This is a genomic window from Streptomyces sp. H27-H1, assembly GCF_026627445.1.
Lineage (GTDB): Bacteria > Actinomycetota > Actinomycetes > Streptomycetales > Streptomycetaceae > Streptomyces.
The window spans coordinates 1-18,900 of the sequence record NZ_JAPNLJ010000035.1; the positions used below are offsets into that span (position 1 = coordinate 1).

The window sequence follows — 18,900 nt, forward strand, 5'->3', positions numbered from 1 at the left end:
GCGGCATCGCGTTCCGCTTCGACAAGACGCCAGAGAGCTACGAGGCCGGCCTGCATCTGTGTGGTGCGATGCTCTGGCTCCGCAGCATCGCACCACATTCATGATCTGAACTCCAGACAGGACCTAGGGCAGCCTCGAGCGCTTCGGCAGCGGCCCGTTGTCGGCCCGGAGCGAGGCGAGCACCACCCAGGCGAGCAGGCCCACCGCTGTCGTCAATGCCCACACCGAGCCGTGACGCAGCACCAGCAGACCTCCGGTCAGGGCGCCGAGCAGCAGGGCCACGACCGTCACGAGGCGGCGTAGCGGCGCGGGCCCCCACGGATCGGCGGCCAGTCCCGTCAGGGCCCGTGTGACGACGGTGGTGGTCAGATCGGGGATCGCGAGCCGGTGCACCACGGCGTTCTGCAGCCCCATGCCGAGCGCGAGCAGTGCGATGACTCCTCCCGGTCCGCCGCCGGCCGCGGTCAGCGCGAGCGCCCCGCCCACCAGTACGGTCTGCACCGCGACCAGCGGGGCGAACATGCCGGCCGCCCCGGCGCCCCGCCGCAGCCGGCCGGCGGCCGTCACTCCGGCGAGGAAGGCGCCCAGCGCCAGCAGGGAGTCCGGGGCGGACAGGGACCGGTCGCCGGCGATCGCGAAGCCGAGGAAGACGACGTTGCCCGTCATATTGGCCACGAATACGTGGCCCAGGCCCAGGTAGCTGACCGCGTCGACCAGGCCGCTGACGAAGGTGAGCACGATCAGCAGGGGCGGCAGCACCCCGTGCGGCGACTGGGCAACGCCCGGCTGTGTGCCGCCCGACTCCGGGCCGCCCGACTCCGAGCCGCCCGACTCCGAGCCGCCTGGCTCTGCGACGCCCGGCTCCGTGCGGCCCGGTCCGGCGTCGCCCGCCCCCGGCGGGAACAGCAGCCCGGCCAGTGGCCGCAGGATGCCGCGTCGCCGGCCGGTGGCGGTCATGAGGTCCCTCCGGGTTCGGCGGGCCGTCCCATCGGCAGACGGTAGACGGTAGACGGTAGACGGCAGGCGGCAGGGCGCGGGAAAGAGGACTTCCGGGGAAGCGAAAAAGGCGTGCCCGCCCCGAAAGGGACCAGGGAGAAGGAGCCCTTGTCCCCGGGGAACGGTAGCGACTGCGGGCGCACGATTGAGGGAACGACCCACGCGCCGTCGAGGGCGCCGCACCCGAAGCATGCGCCCGGACAGGGAACTTCCGTCCCCGCTCGGCGGCCGGATCGTCCGGCGCACCGCCGAACTGCTCCCGCCCGAGCTGGTCCTCCGGGTGGACCACCTCGGCCGCGAGGGCTACCGCCGGATACGGCAGTCCGCTTGCGTGCGGCCGGGTTCCGCTACAGCGCCCGCTACCACCGGGTCGCCTTCGACGGGCCGGCCGGGGGGCGCGGTGACACTGCCGTTCCGGTATCTCGGCGCGGATCCGGGGGCCGGGCCCAACTGGACCGGACAGCCCGCCGTCGGGTCCTACTGCGCGCCCGCTCCGGTGGCGGAGGCCGAAGGGGCTCAGTAGGGTCCCGGCATGGCATACACGTTCCAGGTCACCGTGGACTCCGCCACACCGCACGCCCTCGCCGACTGGTGGGCCGAGGCCCTCGGATGGGAAGTCGAGCCGAGCGACGCGGAGTTCATCCGCGAGATGATCGCCGCCGGGCGGGCGACCGACGAGGACACCACCACGCACCGGGGCGCCCTCGTCTGGAAGGCCGGTCAGGGGATCCGCCACCCCGAGGGCCTCGAGCGGGCGCCCCGCATCCTCTTCCAGCTCGTCGCGGAGGCCAAGACCGTCAAGAACCGCGTCCACCTCGACGTCCGCATCGGCGAGGACGACCCGCGGGCCCTGGTCGAGCGGCTCCTCGCCAAGGGCGCCGAGCACCTGCACGAAGGCAGCCAGGGCCCCTTCACCTGGACCACCCTCGCCGACCCCGAGGGCAACGAACTGTGCGTCTCCCACTGAGTGCGGCCGCCCGCGCCCTTGGGGCGTCTCTTTGGGATCGGGCCGGGCTGATCCAGCCTGATCCGAAAGACACGCCCTAGGGTGGCCCCGTGAACGTCATCCTCTTCGGCGCGACCGGAATGATCGGCCGCGGCGTACTGCGCGAGTGCCTGCGCGACGACTCCGTCGAACGCGTCCTGGCCGTCGGCCGCACCCCCCTCACCGTCACCCACCCCAAGCTGCGCGAGCTCGTCCAGGCCGATCCGACCGAGCTGTCGGCGCCCGGGCTGGACCTGGCCTCGTACGACGCGTGCTTCTTCTGCCTCGGCATCTCCTCCTTCCGCATGAAGGAGGAGGAGTACCGGCGGATCACCTACGATCTGACGCTCGCCGCGGCCCGCTCCCTCGCCGCCGCCAACCCGCGGCTGACCTTCGCCTACGTCTCCGGCGAGGGCACCGACAGCACCGAGAAGGGCCGCTCCATGTGGGCCCGGGTCAAGGGCAAGACCGAGAACGACCTGCTGAAGCTCCCCTTCGAGGCGTACATGTTCCGGCCCGGGATCGTGCAGCCGGACCGCGGCATTCCCTCCAAGACCCCGCTCTACCGAGCCGGGTACGCCGTCACCGCGCCGCTGTTCCCGGTCCTGAAGCGCTTCGCACCCCAGCTCGTGACCACCACCGGAGCACTGGGCCGCGCCATGATCGCGGTCGCCGCGGCCGGGCCCGGCGACGAGCGCACCCAGCGGATCCTGCGGCCCCGAGACATCAACCGGGTGGGCGGCGCGGACCCGCACGGGGCGGCGGACCTGCGGTAACGGACGGATATTCGGTTTCGGCCCGGGCCTTCCTCCCCCGAGAATGAGGCATCTCGAACCGGGAGGAACCCCATGAGCCAGGACCGCCTGACTCTGCACGACCTGATGCCCGCGCAGGCGCTGACCGAGGCCATCGACGCCGGATACGTGTCCCGCAAGGCACACCCCGAGCTGCCGCTGTCCCTCTACAGCTACACCCGGACCGCCCAGTACGAGCAGGTCTGGAACCAGGTCACCACGCGCTGCCGCGGACTCGTCGCCGACGACGTCACCGGCGCGGTCGTCGCACTGCCACTGCCCAAGTTCTTCAACGTCGGCGAGCACGAGTCGGGCCGGCCGTATGCGCCGGCCCTGCCGGACGAGCCGTTCGAGGTGTACGACAAGGTCGACGGCAGTCTGGGGATCCTCTTCCACTACGCGGGGAAGTGGCGGGCCGCGTCCAGGGGTTCGTTCACCAGCACCCAGGCCGTCTGGGCGCAGCGCCGCCTCGACGGACGGGACACCTCCGCGCTGGTCCCCGGCACCACCTACCTCGCGGAGATCCTGTACCCGCAGAACCGCATCGTCGTGGACTACGGAGACCGCCGCGACCTGGTCCTGCTCGCCGCGTACGGAGCGGACGGCGCCGAGGTGCCGCTCGGCGAAGCCGCCGTCCACTGGCAGGGCGTCGGCTCCGTCGTCACCGTATGGCCCGCCATGCCCCTCGGTGAACTGCTCGCGCTGACCGGATCCAGCACCCTGCCCGGCGGCGCCGCCGCGACCGGTACCGACGCCGAGGGCTTCGTCCTGCGCTTCGCCTCGGGAGTCCGGGCCAAGGCCAAGATCGCCGAGTACGTACGCCTCCACAAGGTGCTCACCGGCGTGACCGAGCGGGACATCTGGCGCGGGCACGGCATCCAGCGGTTCGCCGGCCTGCCCCTCAAGCAGCTGGCCCAGGGCCTCAACTGCACCGTCAGCGATATCGAGGCCTCGGGCGGCAAGCCGCTCGACGCACTGCTGGAACAGGTGCCGGACGAGTTCGACCACTGGGTGCGCACGGTGATCGCACGCCTGGAGCACGAGGCCGCGCTCCGCGAGCGCGCCGTCGACGGGGCGTACGCCTCGCTGGCCCACCTGGCCGCCGACCGGGGCGCGTTCGCGCGCGCCACCAGGACGATCCGCGACAGCGGGATCCGCGGCGCCCTGTTCCAGCGCCTCGACGGCAGGTCGACCGAGCTCGGCAGCTGGCGGCAGGTACGGCCCGAGACGTCCGACCCCTTCACGAACGACGAGGAGAACTGACCCGTGTCCGAAGTCCCCGAAACCGAGGCCCCCGCGCCCCCGGCCGCGCCCGCCGCGCTTCCGGTGGTCCACGTCATGACGGGTCTGCCCGCCTCCGGGAAGACCACCGCCGCGCGCGCCCTCCAGGCGGAATCCGGCGGCCGGATGCGTCGCGTCAACCTCGACGACCTGCGGGCCATGCTCGACGTGCCGGACCCCGAGCGCGGGCGCTCGTACAAGCACGAGCAGACCGTGCTGGACATCCAGGACGCGGCCGTCGGCGCGGCCGTCGAGGGCGGCTTCGACGTGGTCGTCGACAACACCCATCTGACCTCGCACATCCCCAAGAGGCTGAAGGCGGCCGTCGCGGGACGGGCCACCTTCGTCGTGCACGACTACACCGACGTGCCCGTGGAGGAGTGCCTGCGGCGCGACGCCGCACGCGAGCGCAAGGTCGGCGAGGAGATCATCCGGATACTCGCGGACAAGCACGCGAAGGCCCGCAAGGGCGGCTGGCGGCTCACCGAGGACTGGCTCAACGACCAGCCGGACGTGTCCCCGTACGTCCCCGACCCGGCGCTGCCCACGGCAGTGATGTGCGATATCGACGGCACGCTGGCGATGACCGGAGACCGCAACCCGTACGACTTCTCGCGCTGCGGCCTCGACACGCTGAACGCGCCGGTGCGCGACGCGCTGGAGTCCTTCCGGCGGGCCGACGGCGACAGGGTCGTGCTGCTGTCCGGCCGGGGGGAGGAGTACCGGGAGCCGACCGAGGCCTGGCTGCGGGAGCACGAAGTCCCGTACGACGAGCTGTGGATGCGGGCGGCGGGCGATACGCGCCGCGACGACATCGTGAAGGCGGAGCTGTTCAACGCGCACGTACGCGACCGGTACGCGGTCCGGGTCTCCCTGGACGACCGCGACCGGGTCGTCGCCATCTGGCGCCGGATGGGGCTGGCGACCTGGCAGGTCAACTACGGCGCCTTCTAGCGTCCTGACCGGGGCGCGGCATCAGCGGACTCGCCATACTGGGTGGGTGAACGAGCCGAGCGTGCTGATCGTGGACGGTGCCAACGTCGTCGGTTCCGTGCCGGACGGCTGGTGGCGGGACCGGCGCGGCGCCGCCGAGCGGCTGCGCGACCGGCTGGCCCTGCGGGACGCGGGCGAGGAGATCGTCCTCGTGGTCGAAGGTGCCGCCCGGGGCGTCGGCTCGGTGCCCGGGGTACGGGTGGAATCCGCGCCGGGGAGTGGTGACGACCGGATCGTGGAGCTGGCGGCCGCCTGCGCGGAGAGCGGCGGGTGCGTGGTGGTCACGGCGGACCGGGAACTGCGCGAACGGGTCCGGGCGTACGGTGCGCGGTGCGTGGGACCGGGCACCGTACGCCCGGAAGTACGGCCGTAGGCTTCGCCGCGGGGCGGCGTGCCGCCCCGCGGGAGGGCGGCTAGTGCCGTGCCGGGCGCCGCGACCCGGCAAACCATTCCGGCCACAGCACTAGGAGCGGCAGTACCTGACCTTGTCGAGGTTCTTGACGTAGCGGGCCGAGACCCAGCGGTTGTCGCGGTCCTTCGCGGCCATGGCGGGCTTCGCCGCCGTCCCGCCCATGCGGTCCTCGTCCGTCGCGTCCTGCCTGTCCTCGTCCGCCAGCAGGTACCAGATGTTGTTCCCGCCGACGCGCTCGCCGCGCGTCTTGCACTCGATGACGAGCTTCTGGTGGGGGTGCAGCCGGCCCGCCCTGTGGGAGTGGGTGGTCGGCTTGCTGCGGACGGTCAGCGGGCCGTGCGAGACGACGACGCCCCGGGCGCGACGGCGCTCCGAGTCCTCGTCGTCCCGGCCGAATTCCTCGTCGTCCTCGTCGAGGGCGCTCGTCACGGTCGGGGCCTGGGGCGCCGGGTGGTCGGCCGCGACGGCGGTGCCCGCCCCGACCAGGCCGAGCACCAGGCCTCCGGCGGCGAGAGCGAGGATGGTCCTGGTGGGCATCAGCATGAGCCGGCTCCTCTGAGAAGTGGTCGCCCGGCCACGGAGCGCGGCGCGGGGCGGCAACCAGGCGGTCGCCACGGACGACTATGGCGATGGAGGGGCGCGAGGTCCGGTTGACGCACCGGTATTTAGCCCGATATGCGCAATACGTGGAGTTGGGCGGGTGTGCAAGCGGGCCGTAGGGCCGCGTGCGGTAGCGCGACCCCCGCGCGGCCCCAGGGCCCTGCGGATGCGGGCGCCGCGCGCCGCCCGCAGAGTGAATGCCATGGGTATCGATGACTACGGCGGCGGCCCCGGCGCGCAGCAGACCGGTGTCATGGTCGTGACGACGAACGATGTGCCCGGCTTCCGGGTCGAGCAGGTCATCGGTGAGGTCTTCGGCCTCACCGTGCGCTCCCGCCATCTGGGCAGCCAGATCGGCGCGGGCCTGAAATCGATGATCGGCGGCGAGCTGAAGGGCCTCACCAAGACGCTGGTGCAGACCCGCAACCAGGCCATGGAACGCCTCATCGAACAGGCGAAGGCGCGCGGCGCGAACGCCGTGCTGATGATGCGCTTCGACGTGACCGACGCCGCCGACGTCGGCACCGAGGTGTGCGCGTACGGGACGGCCGTCGTCCTGGTGCCGGCGAGCGGGTAGGGCGCCCTCTCGGATCGGGGCGGATCGGCCCGCGGCAGCCCCGAAGTGTGTTGCGCCGGGGCGCCCTTGGCGATCTCCGGATGAGGCTCTAGCCTCCCGTGATGGTCTGCGAAATATTCACACGTGTACTCGATACCGAGCTGGACGGCTCCGGCCCCGAGGGCGCCGGGGCCGCTTCGTGACCGGGGCGCCGGACCCGCGCACCGCGGGACGCCGCTACGTGACCGCCTGCGTCCTGTACTGGTTCCCCGTGGGGCTGTCCGTCAGCCCGCTGATCCTGCTCTTCACCGAGCGCGGCATGTCGCTGACCGCCGTCGCAGCCTTCTTCGTCGCGCACTCCGTCACCGCCGCCGCACTGGAACTGCCCACCGGCGGACTCAGTGACGTACTCGGCCGCCGCGCCGTCCTGGCCGCGGCGGGCCTGCTGAACCTGACCGCCTTCACCCTCCAGGGCCTCGGCACCGCACCCTGGGTCCTCGCCCTCGGCATGGCCCTCATGGGGGCGGGGCGCGCACTGTCCAGCGGGCCGGCCGAAGCCTGGTACGTCGACACGGTCCAGGCCCACTCCGGCCCCGACGCCGACCTGCGGACCGGACTGGCCCGCGGCGGCACCGCGGTCTCCGCCGCCCTCGCGGCGGGCACCCTCATCGGCGGAGCGCTTCCCTGGCTGCTCGCCCAGGGCGCCGAAGCCGCCGCCGAGCTGAAGCGGACGACCTCGGGGCTGGTGCTCCCGCTCTCCGTGCCGCCACTGCTGGGCGCGGCGGTCGAGATCGCCTTCGTGCTGTACGTCCTCACCGCGCTCCCCGAGCCGCCCCGCCCGCCGAGCACCCCGCGCTCCGTGCTCCGGGGCATCCCGGCCACCGTCCTCGAGGGAGTACGGCTGGGCGGCCGGGACGCGCTGATCCGCCGGGTGCTCCTGAGCGCGGCGGCCGCGGGCGGCGCCCTCGCCGCGCTCGAACTGCTGACACCCGGCCGCGCCGCGGCGTTCACCGGCGCGCCGGAGTCGGGCGCGATGCTCTTCGCGGTCCTCGCCTGCGCCGGTTTCCTCTGCTCCGCGCTCGGCAACCACCTCGCGCCGCTGACCGCCAGGCTCGCGGGCAGCGGCGAGCGCGCGGTCCTGGTGGGCCTGGGAGCCGGCGCGGGCGGACTGCTCCTGCTCGGTGCCACCGCGGTGTCGGCGGGCCCGCTCCCGATGGTGCTCGCGATCCTCGGCTACGGCCTGGTGTACCTCGGCCTCGGCTCGGCGGGACCGAGCCAGAACGAGCTCCTGCACCGCCGGGTCCCCAGCACGGGACGCGCCACGGCGCTGTCCGTCCAGTCCCTCGCCCTGCAACTGACCGGGGCGCTCACGGGCCTGCTCGTCGGGGTGCTGCCGCGGGGCCCCCTGCCCTGGCTGACGGGAGGCGCGGTGCTCCTGGCGGGCGCCCTGCTGTGGACCCGGCGCGCCGAGCCCGCGGCCTCGTACCCGAACCCCCGCGGGGCGGAGGCGGCCGAGCCGGTGTAGCCGCGGCCGGCCGGGGGCGCGGCCGGCCGGGGGCCGGGCCGGGGGTGTGCGCTCATCCGACCCACCCGTCACATAAGTCCAGGACGGCGCGCGGCTTTGTCCATGGGCCTGCCGGGCCGGGGTCCGCAGGCTGTCAGGTCAGTGAGCGGACCGCCGGCCTCCACGGTGTGCGGTCCTCCGCCCAGGAAGCGCCGACTCCCGGAGGTCCGATGCGAACCCCCCTCTGGCCGGCCGCAGCCGCGGTGGCCGGTCTGGCCGCCACCTTGGTCGTGGCCGTGCCCGCCGCCCCCGCCATGGCGGCCGCCCCCGTGACGATCACCTCGCCCGAGCTGTCCGTCAGCGTGGACAGCGCCTTCCCCCGCGTCATCAGCTACACCCGCACCGCCACCGGGGACGTGCTGAACGGCAACGAGGACACCATCGGCGCGATCGTCGTCAACGGAACCACCTACACCCCCACCGTCACCGCCACCCCCTCCGCCTCCGGCGTCGACTACGCGCTCGCCTTCTCCGGGGTGACCATCAGATCCCGGCTCTCGGTGACCGGGTCGGTGGTGGAGTTCAAGGTCACCGCGATCGAGGACACGGCCGCCCTGCGCGTACGGAGCTTCGCGATCCCCCACCACAACCTCGTCAGCGTCCGGAGCACCCAGGCCGGCGCCGCGCTCTCCACCGCGAAGATGCACACCGCCACCACCGGCACCGGGGACACCTTCACCCCGATCACCGCGAACACCCCGGCGGACGCCGCCGCCACGACCGTGATGTACGGCCTGGCCAACACCGGCAAGCTGGCCGCGGCCATCGACTCCAACTCGTACTACGACGCCCCCTCGGGCGGCACCGCCACCGAGAACGGCCGGATCAGCAAGCAGGTCACCGACAAGGGCGGCTACCGCCGGGCCGGCCTGTGGAGCGGATCCTGGCTCTACCGGTCCTCGGGCGCCGCCGACACCGACACCGAGCCGCTGCCCTACGTCCGCGTCGCGATCACCGCCGACCGCAACGCCGACTCCACCGTGGACTGGCAGGACGCGGCGGTCGCCTACCGCGACATCTGGACCCCGCCCACCGGCTGGCAGCAGACCGCCGACCGGGTCGTGCAGCGCATCCCCTTCAACTTCGCCTCCGCGGCCACCCACCCCTTCGCCGAGACCCTCGACGAGACCAAGCGGGTCAACCTCGCCACCGACGGCCTGGGCCAGTTCGTCCTGCTCAAGGGGTACGCCTCCGAGGGCCACGACTCGGCCCACATGGACTACAAGAACATCGGCTCCAAGCTCGGCGGCGCCACCGACCTGAACACCCTCACCACCGTCGGCCACGGCTACAACGCCGACTTCGGCGTCCACATCAACGCCACCGAGGAGTACCCGGTCTCGGCCACCTTCGACCCGGCGCACCAGACCGGCGGACTCGGCTGGGACTGGCTCGACCAGTCGTACTACGTGGACACCCGCAAGGAGGGCCAGTCCGGCGAGCGCCTGGGGCGGCTCAAGGACCTCAAGGCGGCAGCCCCCGGCCTGGACTTCCTCTACGTGGACGTCTGGTACGGCGACGGCTACGTCTCGCGCAAGCTCCAGAGGGAGATCGGCGGGCTCGGCTACCAGCTCGCCACCGAATTCCCCAACTCCATGACCGAACAGTCCCTCTGGCACCACTGGGCGACCGACGTCAACTACGGCGGCACCGACCTCAAGGGCATCAACTCGAACATCGCCCGCTTCATCGGCAACCACACCAAGGACGACTGGATAGCCGCCAACCCGCTGCTCGGCGGCGCCGAGATCACCGCCTACGAGGGCTGGCAGGGCAAGCGGGACTACACCGCCTTCCTCGCCACCACCTTCGCGACCAACTTGCCGACCAAGTACCTCCAGGAATCCCCGATCGTGAAGTGGACCGCCGACACCGCAACCCTCGCGAACGGCACCACCGTCACCACCTCCGGGAACACCCGGAAGATCACCACGGCCGGCCGGACCGTCCTCAACGGCTCCGCCTACCTGCTCCCGCGCGACGGCAAGCTCTACCACTGGAACGACAAGGCCGCCTCCACCACCTGGACCCTGCCGGCCGGCTGGGCCTCGCCCAAGCTGTACAAACTCACCGACACCGGCCGCCGGCTGGTCGGCGACCTGGCCGTCACCGGCGGGCAGGTAACCATCAATGCCGCCGCCAGGACCGCCTACGTCGTCACCAACGGCGCCGCCCCCGCCCAGGCCGATCCGAACTGGGGCGAGGGCGCCCCCGTCAAGGACCCCTCCTTCTTCTCCGGCAACCTGAACGCCTGGACCGTCACCGGGACCGGCGCCGCCGTCACCCGCAACGCGCAGGGGCAGAACGAGCTCACGATGGCCGCGAGCACCACCCCGGCCGTCTCCCAGCAGCTCACCGGACTCACCCCCGGCACCTACGCCGCCTCCGTCTGGGTCTCCGCCCCGGCCGGCCGCGCCGCCACCCTCACCGTGACCCCGGCCGCCGGTACCGCCGCCTCCGTCTACGCCGACTCCTCGACGCTGACCAACAACCTCGGCGGCAGCGAGAAGAACGGCACCAAGATGCAGCGGATGAAGGTGCTCTTCGACGTCCCGTCCGGCCAGTCGTCGGCCACCCTCAAGCTGTCCTCGGCCGCCGGATCCGGCACCGTCTACCTGGACGACGTACGGGTCGTCCGCTCTGCCCGCACCCCGCTGAACGGCCACTGGTTCACCGAGGACTTCGAGAACGTCGACGCCGGCTGGGGCCCCTTCGCCTTCGGCGGCGCCGGCGGAGCGGCCACCGACCCGCGCACCCATATCGCGCAGCGCAACGCCCCGTACACCCAGGCGGGTTGGAGCGGAAAGCTGGTCGACGACGTGATCGGCGGGCAGAACTCGCTGAAATCGCACGAGGAGCGCCAGGGCCTGGTCTACCGCACCCTCCCGCAGACGCTGCGGCTGACAACCGGACGCTCGTACAAGGTCACCTTCAGCTACGAGAACGGCTTCAGCGGGGACTACCAGTTCATCACCGGCTCCGGCAGCACCGAGACGGCCACCGCGCTGAACCAGGCCCGTACGGCCACCACCTTCACCAAGACCTTCACCGCGGGGACCGACGCGTGGATCGGCGTACGGAAGGTGACCGGCGAGGGCTCCCACAACGAGGCCGACTTCATCCTCGACGATCTGGCGGTGGACGACCTGGGCACCGGGAGCGGCGGCGAACTCCTCGTCCCGCAGACGCAGATGAGCGTCAAGGCCGTCGACAGTCAGGAGACCGCCGGCGAGAACGGCGCCGCGGCCAACGTCCTCGACGGCGACAGCGCCACCATCTGGCACACCCAGTGGTACCAGGCCACCGCCCAGATGCCGCACGAGATCACCCTCGACCTCGGCGCCTCGTACAACGTCTCCGCCCTGCACTACCTGCCCCGGCAGACGCAGAGCAACGGACGGATCGCCGACTACCAGGTCCTCACCTCCACGGACGGGGTCACCTGGGGCACGGCGGCCGCCTCCGGGACCTTCGCCGACACCACCGCGCAGCAGGACGTCGCCTTCACGGCGCGCACCGCCCGCTACGTCAAGCTCAAGGCCACGAAAGAGGTTTCGGGAAATCCGTGGACGGCGGTCGCGGAACTCAACATCGGCTACCAGTCGTGACGGTGCCTGCGGTGACGGGTGTCTGCCGTGACGGGTTCCACGGCGCCGACGGCTGCTGCTGCACCGACTGCTGTTGGCGGAACCGGACGGGCGCCACGCCCACCCGGCGGCTGAACAGCCTGCTGAAGTAGGCGGCATCCGCGTACCCGACCCGCCGGGCGACCCCGGCGACCGGCAGGTCGGTACGGGCCAGCAGTTCCTTCGCCCGGCTCAGGCGGATACCGAGGAGGTACTCCTTGACCCCCTCCCCGGTACTGCCCCGCACCGCCCCGCGCAGTTCGGGGAGAGTCATGCCGAGCCGGGCGGCGTGCTCGGCCACCGATATCGGCAGCAGCGCGTCCCGGGCCAGGGTGTCCATCACGGTGTCCCCGTGCCGTGACACCTCGGCCCGGGCGTAGCGCAGCGCGACGAGCAGCCCGTGCACGGCCGCGGCGGCCTCCACCTCCAGCAGCGGCCCGCCGCGCCGGGCCGCCCGTACGATCCCGTCGACCACGTGCCGCACCCCGGCCGTGCCGCTGAGCGGTACCAGCGGGCGGTCGGGACTGACGTAGCCGAGGTCGGTGTACGCCTCCACGCTGTGGCCGGCGAAGTCCACGAAGCACTCGTCCCAGCCGGTCTGCGGATCGGGCCCGTAATGGTGCTCCACCCCCGGCACCAGCCACAGCAAGGCCGGGGCCGTCACCGGCTGCGGGGCCCGCCCGCCCTGGCTGAACCAGCCCCGGCCGGCGCAGACCACCACCGCGACGTGGTGGTCGAGCACGCGCGGCCCGACCACCGGCAGTACGCCCTGCTGTACGCCGACACCGAGGCACACCAGACCGAGCCGGCGGTGGTTGACGGTCGGCGAGAAGTACCGCATCCAGCTGCTGTACGGAGGCGTTGCCATCTGCGGATTGTGATCCACAAGGCGGGGAGTGCTCAAGGGGCGGCGGTCTCATGGGCGTTACGAGGCTTTCGTGCGGCCGGGGTCGGGGAGGGCCGCCCACCCGGCGGCGGACCGGGGCCCCGCTCCGGCCGGAGGCCGGCCGCCAGCCCGGCTATCACCACGGCCAGGCCCAGCCACACCGCCGGACCCGGCACCCCGCCGCCGGTGGCGGCTCCCGCGCCCGCCGCCGCCAGCGGGGCCACCCCGGTCAGCAGCCCGGCCCGGCCGGAGCCCACCGCGGCCACCGTGCGGTACCAGAGGAGGAAGGCCACCGCCGTCACCATGACAGCGAGGTAGCCGGCGGCCGCCCACTGGCGCGGGCTCACGGACACGAGCTCCGCGGGCCCCTCGACGCACACCGTGAGCACCGCGAACATCGCCGCACCCATCCACACCGCGTGCAGCGACACCCCCCACGCTCCGTGCCGCCGCAGCACTGGTACGGCGAGGAGGGTGAAGCCGGCCTCGCAGCCCAGCGCGAGCGCCGCCCAGCCGATTCCGGCCGCGTCCGTCCGGCCCGTTCCCTCCACCAGGACCGCCCCGGCGACGACCACCGGCGCGGCCAGCAGCACCCGGCGGCTGGGCCGAGACGGCCTGGGCCCGCGGCCCTCCAGCAGCGGGCCGATCACCCCGAGCAGGACCGGCACGGAGGCCACCGCGACCGCGATGACGGCCGGCTCCGCGTGCGCGACGCCCCGTACGACGGCCACGTTGAACAGCACCAGCCCCGTCGCCGCGACCCCGGCCAGCCAGAGCCACTCCCGGCCGCGCGGCGCCGTGATCCGCACCCGGGCGGCGCGGGCGAGGCCGAACAGGAGCAGGGCGGCCACCGCGTAACGAGCGGCCTGTACACCGAAGAGCGGGGCGTCCACGAGGGACCGGGAGACGGTGACGCTGCTGCCGACGAGGGCCATGCCGACGATGCCGGGGGCGAGGTCGCGCAGCTGGCCGGGAGGGGTCTCGGTAGGCGGCGGGGTATGCGGTGAGGTGCTCATACCGTCGAGCCTGGCGCCACAATGGATCCATGGACAGGTCCAAAGAAAGCGCCATCCAGGGGTCCGAAGTGGCGAGGTCCAAAGCCCCGGGGTCGGACTTCCTCCAGTTGGACATCGGCCGCGCCCCGGCCGGCGGCCGCACCGACTGGCTCGCCGACCGGCTGCGCGCCGCCATCGCCGACGGCACGCTCGCTGTCGGCTCCCGGCTCCCGGCCAGCCGTGTCCTCGCCGCCGAACTCCGGGTCTCCCGGGGGCTGGTCACCGAGGCCTACCAGCGGCTGGCGGAGACCGGCCAGGTGGCCGGCCGCGGCCGTGCGGGGACGGTCGTGGTGGCCGCGCCGGTGACCGAGCGGCCCCCGGGCCGGCCCGCGCCGTCCGCAGTACCGGATCGGCCCGGCCCGTTCACCCCGGGGGTACGGGGCGGCCCGGTCGACGCACTGCGCGCCGCCCCGTGCCGGATCGACCTCTCGCCCGGGGCGCCCGACCTGACCGCCTTCCCGCGTACGGCCTGGCTCCAGGCGGAGCGCCGGGTCCTGGCCGGGCTCACCCCCGCCGACTTCGGCTACGGCAACCCGCAGGGCGCCCCCGCGCTGCGCGAGGCGATCGTCGGCTGGCTCGCGCTGAACCGCGGGATCCGTGCCACCCCCGACGAGGTGGTCGTCGTGGCGGGCGTGGCGCAGGCGCTCGGACTGCTGGCCCAGGTGCTGCGCGCGGAGGGCGTACGGCGCGTGGCGGTGGAGGATCCCGGCTCCCTCGGGGCGCGCCTGCAACTGGAGCACGGGGGCATGGAGATTCTGCCCGTGCCGGTGGACGGGGGCGGCATCGACACCGCCGCCCTGTCGGCGGGCCCGGCCCAGGCGGTGGTGCTGACACCGGCACACCAGTTCCCGACCGGGGTCGTCCTCGACGGGGAACGGCGCCGCGAACTCCTCGGGTGGGCGGCGGCCGGGGGAGTCGTCATCGAGGACGACTACGACGCCGAGCACCGCTACGACCGGGCCCCCGTCCCCGCTCTGCGCGCCCTGCTTCCGGAGGCAGTCTGCTACACCGGGAGCGTCTCCAAACTCCTCGCCCCGGCCCTGAGACTGGGCTGGCTGCTGGTCCCGCCGCGTCGGCTCGACGCCGTGATCGAGGCCAAGCGCTACGCGGACCTCGGCAATCCCGTCCTTGCCCAGCTGGTGCTGGCCCGGCTGATGGCCTCGGGGGAGCTGGAGCGCCACCTGCGCTTCGTACGCCGCCGCCACCGGGCCCGCCGGGACGCGATGCTCCGCGCGATCGCCGCCGAACTGCCCGGGGCGCGGGTGCACGGGGCGGCGGCCGGATTGCACCTGATGGTCACCTTCGACGGAGCCGACGGCAGCGAGGGAGCCGGAGGCATCGACGACAGGGCCCTCGCCGCCGCGGCCCTGGACCTCGGGGTCAAGGCGCACCCGCTGTCCTGGCACCGGTTGGCCCCGGGCCCGGCGGGCCTGGTCCTCGGCTACGCGGCGGGCTCGGTGGGGGAGATCGAGGAGGGCGTCGCCGCCATCGCCGCAGCCCTGCGGCGGCTGTCGCGGCCGCGGGGGACGGGCCGGGCCTGAGCGGGCGACGGGCGGCGGGCCCGGGCGGTGTGCGCGGGCTGAGCGGTCGGTGGCCGGCGCCGGAAAGTTTTTCGGGAACGGCGGCAACCTCCCGGGAACTCGCACGTCGTGTGGGGGTGAGGGCGTGATCCCGCGCCCCCGCAGCCGACCGTGGAGAACCACCGTGAAGAACCTGAAGCGCGCCCCGCTGTCCGTCCGCAGGGCGGCCGGCCTCGTTGTCGCCGCCGCCGGTGTGGCCGTCGCGCTGGCCGGGCCGGCCTCCGCCGCACAAGGGGCGTCCGCCTCGCCGTCCGTGTCCGCGCCCGCGCCGAGCACCGCGCCGAGCACCGCGCCGAGCACCGCACCGAGCGTGGCCCCCTCGGCCTCCTCTGCCCCCGCCCCCTCGGTGAGCCCGCCTGCGGGCACGCCGACCGCTACCCCCAGCGCGGCCCCGAGCGGCGCTCCGGCCGTCGACCCCTCTTCCGCCCCGAGCGCGGCCCCGGCCCCGTCCGGTGAGCCCGAGCTCGCGCATACTGGTTCCTCCGCCACCACGGCCGCACTCGGTGCCGGGGCCGCCGTGCTGATCACCGCCGGGGCCGCGACCCTGTACACCGTGCGGCGCCGCGCCAACGGCTGAGGACTTCCGTGTTTCACCTCGTACCATCCGCGGGCCCCGCGGCGCCCGGTTTCGACCGGGCGCGGCGGGGCTTGTGGTCGTTCCTGCTGCGCCGCGAGCGCCCCGCCCCGCAGGCCCCGCCCGCACCGTCGGAGCCGTACCGGCACGGGTACACGTACGGCCACCCCTCGGAGGTGGGAGGCCCGCCGCCCACCGTGACCGAGCTCTACCACGCCCACCGGCTGCGGATGGTCCGGCTGGCGGTGCTGCTGGTGGACGACCTGGGTACCGCCGAGGACGTGGTGCAGGACGCCTTCACGGCGCTGTACCGGCGCCACGGCGAGCGGATCACGGAAGTGGACAACGCCCTGGGCTACCTGCGCACCGCCGTCGTCAACACGGCCCGCTCCGTGCTGCGCCGCCGCCGGACCGCCCGCGCCTGGACCCCGCCGGCGCCGGCCGACATACCCTCCGCCGAGACCTCCGTGGTCCTCGACGAGGCGCACCGCGAGGTCCTCGCCGCGCTGGGCCGGCTGACGCCGAGGCGGCGGCAGGTCCTGGTGCTGCGCTACTGGGCCGACCTCAGCGAGGCAGAGATCGCCGAGACGCTGGGCATCAGCCGGGGGTCGGTCAAGTCGAACGCGAGCCGTGGGCTGGACGCGCTGGAACGGATTCTGGAGGGTCGGATATGACGCGTGGGCAGGAGTCGGCGACGGGGCCGCAGCCGGGCCGGGAGCCGTCCGGGGAACTGTCCGGGGCGTTGTCCGGGGCGCCGGACGGACGGCCCGTCGAGTACCGGCTGCGGCAGGCCCTGGACGCCCGCGCGGCCGGGATCACCGTGCGCGAACTGCGCCCGGCGCAGCCGCCGGGGCCGGGGGTGCGGCGCCTGCCGTGGGCCTGGCCGCGCGGTCTCACGCTGCCGATGGCGGGGCTGGCGGCAGCCGCCGCGATGCTGGTGGGGTACGCCGTACTGGCTCCGGACGCTCCGGTCCGCCCGGGCCCCGGCCCGGTTCCGGTGCCGCCGGCCGCGCCGCCTTCGGCCTCGCCGACCGACTCGCCTCCGGGGCGGGCCGAGCCGTCGCCGGCGCCGCTCTCGCCTTCGGTCTCGCCCACGCCCTCGTACGTGCCCACGGTGAGCCCGTCGCACGTGCCGGGACCCGGTACGGGTGCGCCGAAGCCGAGTTCGGTGCCGTCCGCCTCTTCCGTCCCCTCCACCGGGTCCGGCCCGCGGGCCGCGGCATCGCCCTCGCCGTCGGCCTCGGCTTCGGCCTCGCCTTCGCCCCCGTCTCGGCCGCCGACGGCGTCACCGGACGGCCACTGAGGGGGCGGGCGGCGCCCGTTGGCGATGTGGTGCGCCACGCGGGCTCGAACCGTGCGCCGTTGGGGATCCTCCGGCCGCATCCTTGGATCCTGCCGAAGGGTTCGCACGTGGGGCGCGGGATGCGGTCAGTGGTGTCGTCGGGCGGGGTACCGGCGGGGGATCGGTTCGACTGGTACGCCGACATCATCGCGCGCGCGGTCATGCCGGCCGCCCTCAGCAGCGAGCGGCCCGCCGATTTCCGGGGCGAGGCCGCCGTACTGGACCTGGGGCAGCTGCGCGTGTCCAAGTTCGCCCTGTCGCGGCTGCGTTCGCGGCGCACGCCCGCACTGATCCGGCGCGGCGATCCGGAGCAGTAGCAGCTGGCGCTCCCGCGCAAGGGCGCGCCACGTCGATGTCCCAGCAGCGCAACGAGTACACGGTCGGCGCCCGGACCTCAAGCTGCGGGACACCTCGCGCCCGGCGAGGCCTACGGGATCAGCCCCACGGAATTCCGCGCCCTGAGCATCAAGGCCCTGAGTGCCAAGGCCCGGAGCGTCAAGGCCATGAGTGTCAAGGGTCCGCACCGCGACGGCGCCGCGGGCCCGGCGTGACCCGAAGGCACTCGCCTAGGCTTCCACCGTGAACGACACGACACCTGACATACGAATCCGGCCGGGCGGCCCGGCCGACGTACCGGCCGTTCTGGACATGCTCGACTCCGCGGTGGCCTGGATGAACGCCCGCGGGAACACCGAGCAGTGGGGCACGACACCGTATTCGCTCGTCCCCGGCGGGGTGGAGCGGGTCCAGCGGTACACGACCGAGAACTCCCCGTACGTTGCGGAGCTGGACGGGGTGCCCGTCGGCGCCCTGGTGATGGACTCCGGGCCCAGCCCGAAAATGCCGATCGCACCGGCCGCGGGACCCGAGCGGTACGTCCGGCTCCTGATCTGCGACCGGCGGTACGCCGGCCTGGGCATCGGGGCCGCGCTGCTGGTCCGGGCCGCCGAGGAGACCAAGCGGGCCGGCGTGGAGCTGCTGCGGGTCGACTGCTGGGCGGGCGGCACGGGCGAACTCGTCGCGTACTACGAGCGCAACGGCTTCACCCGCACCGACCGTTTCCTCTCCGGTGCCTGGCCGGGCCAGGTACTGGCCCGGCGGCTCTAGACCCCGGCCGGGGTGTTCTTCACGGCGGCCACCAGTAGGGCGAGCTCCGGATTGAGCGCCGCCTCGTCCAGTGCCTCGCGCAGGGCGTTGTCGTTGGTGGGGCGGGCTTCGTCCAGGAGTGCGAGGCCGGCCGGGCTGACGTCGGTGTAGATGCCCCGGCGGTCGGTGTCGCACAGGTAGCGGCTCAGCAGCCCGCGGTCCTCCAGCCGGCTGACCAGCCGGGTCGTCGCGCTCTGGCTGAGCACCACCGAGTCCGCGACCTGGTGCATGCGCAGGTGACCGCCGGGGCCGCTGTGCTGTCGGCTGAGGACGTCGAGCAGGGAGTACTCGCGCACGCTCAGGTCGTGTCCGGCCTGGAGCGCGCGCTCGATGTGCGTCTCGATCCGCCCGTGCAGGAGGGAGAGGGCGCACCAGCCCTGGGAGAGGGCGGTGAGTGCGCTGTCGGTGGCCGTCATGGGCTCCTCCTCGAAGGCGTGTGCCTGGTGCGTGCGCCGATTGCCTGTGCCCGTGCGTGCGCCGGTTGTGTGTGCCCGTACGTGCGCCGGTTCC

Annotated in this window: 20 protein-coding genes; 14 read left to right on the forward strand and 6 right to left on the reverse strand. The window is 73.6% G+C overall.

Annotation, left to right across the window (positions count from 1 at the left end; all coding sequences use genetic code 11):
* Nucleotides 1-123 precede the first annotated feature (123 nt).
* Nucleotides 124-957 carry a YoaK family protein gene (locus OTB20_RS29895; protein ID WP_267822215.1) on the reverse strand — a complete coding sequence of 278 codons (834 nt, stop codon included), beginning with the start codon at nucleotides 955-957 and terminating at the stop codon, nucleotides 124-126.
* Nucleotides 958-1,186: 229 nt separating this feature from the next.
* On the opposite strand from OTB20_RS29895, the gene OTB20_RS29900 reads away from it, so the two are divergent.
* The 6 genes from OTB20_RS29900 to OTB20_RS29925 all read left to right on the forward strand — a co-directional run bounded on the left by OTB20_RS29900 (nucleotide 1,187) and on the right by OTB20_RS29925 (nucleotide 5,422).
* Complete coding sequence (locus OTB20_RS29900) at nucleotides 1,187-1,519, forward strand: hypothetical protein (RefSeq protein WP_267822217.1); 333 nt, start codon at nucleotides 1,187-1,189, stop codon at nucleotides 1,517-1,519.
* Between the two features lie 9 nt (nucleotides 1,520-1,528).
* The gene (locus OTB20_RS29905) at nucleotides 1,529-1,963 is read left to right on the forward strand and encodes a VOC family protein (protein ID WP_267822219.1); all 435 of its coding nucleotides are present in this window, start codon (nucleotides 1,529-1,531) and stop codon (nucleotides 1,961-1,963) included.
* 89 nt (nucleotides 1,964-2,052) lie between these two features.
* The gene (locus OTB20_RS29910; RefSeq protein WP_267822221.1) at nucleotides 2,053-2,757 is read left to right on the forward strand and encodes an epimerase; all 705 of its coding nucleotides are present in this window, start codon (nucleotides 2,053-2,055) and stop codon (nucleotides 2,755-2,757) included.
* 72 nt (nucleotides 2,758-2,829) lie between these two features.
* On the forward strand, nucleotides 2,830-4,038 hold the full coding sequence (locus OTB20_RS29915) for an RNA ligase (RefSeq protein WP_267822223.1): 1,209 nt from the start codon (nucleotides 2,830-2,832) through the stop codon (nucleotides 4,036-4,038).
* A gap of 3 nt (nucleotides 4,039-4,041) precedes the next feature.
* Entirely contained in the window at nucleotides 4,042-5,010 is a 969-nt protein-coding gene (locus tag OTB20_RS29920; RefSeq protein WP_267822225.1) for an AAA family ATPase, read from the forward strand.
* Nucleotides 5,011-5,056: 46 nt separating this feature from the next.
* Nucleotides 5,057-5,422 (forward strand): NTP pyrophosphohydrolase, encoded by a 366-nt coding sequence (locus OTB20_RS29925; RefSeq protein ID WP_267822227.1) that lies wholly within the window; start codon nucleotides 5,057-5,059, stop codon nucleotides 5,420-5,422.
* A gap of 90 nt (nucleotides 5,423-5,512) precedes the next feature.
* Here OTB20_RS29925 and OTB20_RS29930 read toward each other — a convergent pair whose 3' ends face one another.
* Nucleotides 5,513-6,004: a hypothetical protein gene (locus OTB20_RS29930; RefSeq protein ID WP_267822228.1), complete on the reverse strand. Its 492-nt coding sequence runs from the start codon at nucleotides 6,002-6,004 to the stop codon at nucleotides 5,513-5,515.
* 259 nt (nucleotides 6,005-6,263) lie between these two features.
* On the opposite strand from OTB20_RS29930, the gene OTB20_RS29935 reads away from it, so the two are divergent.
* The 3 genes from OTB20_RS29935 (at nucleotide 6,264) to OTB20_RS29945 (ending at nucleotide 11,789) form a co-directional block, all read left to right on the forward strand.
* On the forward strand, nucleotides 6,264-6,638 hold the full coding sequence (locus OTB20_RS29935) for a YbjQ family protein (protein ID WP_267754256.1): 375 nt from the start codon (nucleotides 6,264-6,266) through the stop codon (nucleotides 6,636-6,638).
* Between the two features lie 178 nt (nucleotides 6,639-6,816).
* The gene (locus OTB20_RS29940) at nucleotides 6,817-8,142 is read left to right on the forward strand and encodes an MFS transporter (protein WP_267822230.1); all 1,326 of its coding nucleotides are present in this window, start codon (nucleotides 6,817-6,819) and stop codon (nucleotides 8,140-8,142) included.
* Nucleotides 8,143-8,351: 209 nt separating this feature from the next.
* On the forward strand, nucleotides 8,352-11,789 hold the full coding sequence (locus tag OTB20_RS29945) for an endo-alpha-N-acetylgalactosaminidase family protein (protein WP_267822232.1): 3,438 nt from the start codon (nucleotides 8,352-8,354) through the stop codon (nucleotides 11,787-11,789).
* Here OTB20_RS29945 and OTB20_RS29950 read toward each other — a convergent pair.
* The gene (locus OTB20_RS29950; RefSeq protein WP_267822234.1) at nucleotides 11,767-12,675 is read right to left on the reverse strand and encodes a helix-turn-helix domain-containing protein; all 909 of its coding nucleotides are present in this window, start codon (nucleotides 12,673-12,675) and stop codon (nucleotides 11,767-11,769) included. The genes OTB20_RS29945 and OTB20_RS29950 overlap by 23 nt on opposite strands.
* 32 nt (nucleotides 12,676-12,707) lie before the next feature.
* The gene (locus tag OTB20_RS29955) at nucleotides 12,708-13,709 is read right to left on the reverse strand and encodes a DMT family transporter (protein ID WP_267822236.1); all 1,002 of its coding nucleotides are present in this window, start codon (nucleotides 13,707-13,709) and stop codon (nucleotides 12,708-12,710) included.
* A gap of 29 nt (nucleotides 13,710-13,738) precedes the next feature.
* Here OTB20_RS29955 and OTB20_RS29960 point away from each other — a divergent pair, with 29 nt between their 5' ends.
* The 3 genes from OTB20_RS29960 to OTB20_RS29970 all read left to right on the forward strand — a co-directional run bounded on the left by OTB20_RS29960 (nucleotide 13,739) and on the right by OTB20_RS29970 (nucleotide 16,576).
* Complete coding sequence (locus OTB20_RS29960; RefSeq protein ID WP_267822238.1) at nucleotides 13,739-15,289, forward strand: PLP-dependent aminotransferase family protein; 1,551 nt, start codon at nucleotides 13,739-13,741, stop codon at nucleotides 15,287-15,289.
* A gap of 163 nt (nucleotides 15,290-15,452) precedes the next feature.
* Nucleotides 15,453-15,905, forward strand: a complete 453-nt coding sequence (locus tag OTB20_RS29965) for an LPXTG cell wall anchor domain-containing protein (protein ID WP_267822240.1) — start codon at nucleotides 15,453-15,455, stop codon at nucleotides 15,903-15,905.
* An 8-nt stretch (nucleotides 15,906-15,913) separates the two neighbouring features.
* Nucleotides 15,914-16,576 carry a SigE family RNA polymerase sigma factor gene (locus OTB20_RS29970; protein WP_267822242.1) on the forward strand — a complete coding sequence of 221 codons (663 nt, stop codon included), beginning with the start codon at nucleotides 15,914-15,916 and terminating at the stop codon, nucleotides 16,574-16,576.
* Here OTB20_RS29970 and OTB20_RS29975 read toward each other — a convergent pair.
* Nucleotides 16,515-17,243 carry a hypothetical protein gene (locus OTB20_RS29975; protein WP_267822244.1) on the reverse strand — a complete coding sequence of 243 codons (729 nt, stop codon included), beginning with the start codon at nucleotides 17,241-17,243 and terminating at the stop codon, nucleotides 16,515-16,517. The two genes, OTB20_RS29970 and OTB20_RS29975, sit on opposite strands and share 62 nt — an antisense overlap.
* Before the next feature lie 81 nt (nucleotides 17,244-17,324).
* Between OTB20_RS29975 and OTB20_RS29980 the strand changes: the two genes are divergently transcribed.
* A complete protein-coding gene (locus tag OTB20_RS29980) occupies nucleotides 17,325-17,561 on the forward strand; it encodes a hypothetical protein (RefSeq protein WP_267822245.1) in 237 nt (78 codons plus the stop codon).
* Between the two features lie 262 nt (nucleotides 17,562-17,823).
* Complete coding sequence (locus OTB20_RS29985; protein WP_267822247.1) at nucleotides 17,824-18,351, forward strand: GNAT family N-acetyltransferase; 528 nt, start codon at nucleotides 17,824-17,826, stop codon at nucleotides 18,349-18,351.
* On the opposite strand, the gene OTB20_RS29990 is transcribed toward OTB20_RS29985, so the two are convergent.
* Entirely contained in the window at nucleotides 18,348-18,806 is a 459-nt protein-coding gene (locus OTB20_RS29990) for a MarR family winged helix-turn-helix transcriptional regulator (protein WP_267822249.1), read from the reverse strand. The genes OTB20_RS29985 and OTB20_RS29990 overlap by 4 nt on opposite strands.
* Between the last annotated feature and the right edge of the window lie 94 nt (nucleotides 18,807-18,900).

What these genes read in the sequence shown, in the direction of transcription:
- OTB20_RS29895 (WP_267822215.1), bottom strand. Translation starts at nt 957, where the DNA reads ATGACCGCCACCGGCCGGCGACGCGGCATCCTGCGGCCACTGGCCGGG.
- OTB20_RS29900 (WP_267822217.1), top strand. Translation starts at nt 1,187, where the DNA reads ATGCGCCCGGACAGGGAACTTCCGTCCCCGCTCGGCGGCCGGATCGTC.
- OTB20_RS29905 (WP_267822219.1), top strand. Translation starts at nt 1,529, where the DNA reads ATGGCATACACGTTCCAGGTCACCGTGGACTCCGCCACACCGCACGCC.
- OTB20_RS29915 (WP_267822223.1), top strand. Translation starts at nt 2,830, where the DNA reads ATGAGCCAGGACCGCCTGACTCTGCACGACCTGATGCCCGCGCAGGCG.
- OTB20_RS29930 (WP_267822228.1), bottom strand. Translation starts at nt 6,004, where the DNA reads ATGCTGATGCCCACCAGGACCATCCTCGCTCTCGCCGCCGGAGGCCTG.
- OTB20_RS29935 (WP_267754256.1), top strand. Translation starts at nt 6,264, where the DNA reads ATGGGTATCGATGACTACGGCGGCGGCCCCGGCGCGCAGCAGACCGGT.
- OTB20_RS29945 (WP_267822232.1), top strand. Translation starts at nt 8,352, where the DNA reads ATGCGAACCCCCCTCTGGCCGGCCGCAGCCGCGGTGGCCGGTCTGGCC.
- OTB20_RS29950 (WP_267822234.1), bottom strand. Translation starts at nt 12,675, where the DNA reads ATGGCAACGCCTCCGTACAGCAGCTGGATGCGGTACTTCTCGCCGACC.
- OTB20_RS29955 (WP_267822236.1), bottom strand. Translation starts at nt 13,709, where the DNA reads ATGAGCACCTCACCGCATACCCCGCCGCCTACCGAGACCCCTCCCGGC.
- OTB20_RS29960 (WP_267822238.1), top strand. Translation starts at nt 13,739, where the DNA reads ATGGACAGGTCCAAAGAAAGCGCCATCCAGGGGTCCGAAGTGGCGAGG.
- OTB20_RS29980 (WP_267822245.1), top strand. Translation starts at nt 17,325, where the DNA reads ATGCGGTCAGTGGTGTCGTCGGGCGGGGTACCGGCGGGGGATCGGTTC.
- OTB20_RS29990 (WP_267822249.1), bottom strand. Translation starts at nt 18,806, where the DNA reads ATGACGGCCACCGACAGCGCACTCACCGCCCTCTCCCAGGGCTGGTGC.